Here is a 388-nt window from a genome sequence, read left to right as displayed (position 1 = left end):
GCGCCCTTAAAAACTTGGCCACAGATGCTCGCGTCCACTGTGCAGTTCTCAAACAACGACCAGCCACCCATCACCCCCAACCAAAGCTGGAGTTCACTGGGGCCGGCATCGAGGGAACTCATTCCCTCAGACACCCAACAGCGTGCCCGGCCAGACCCCGTCCGAAGATCATGCGTTCCACGCTCTGACGAGCAGTACTAGCAGCCTCCGACCCAAGATCCCGACCGAATAGTCAACGTTCCACCCATGAGCAACCAGCATCAGACATTCGCCGATGTACTGGCCTCTGGCCAACCGGAGTTGGCAAGAAGTGCTCCTTAGAAAGGAGGTGATCCAGCCGCACCTTCCGGTACGGCTACCTTGTTACGACTTCGTCCCAATCGCCAGT

Annotated in this window: 1 rRNA gene; it reads right to left on the bottom strand. The window is 58.0% G+C overall.

The features are described from left to right. Positions 1-321: 321 nt before the first annotated feature. Positions 322-388 (bottom strand): 16S ribosomal RNA (locus tag KVT45_RS55200); the annotation flags it as partial.

This window comes from Streptomyces sp. GbtcB6, assembly GCF_019091475.1.
Taxonomy (GTDB): domain Bacteria; phylum Actinomycetota; class Actinomycetes; order Streptomycetales; family Streptomycetaceae; genus Streptomyces; species Streptomyces hyaluromycini.
The sequence above is the reverse complement of the archived record's forward strand: the minus strand, read 5'-3'. Positions and strand labels throughout refer to the sequence as shown.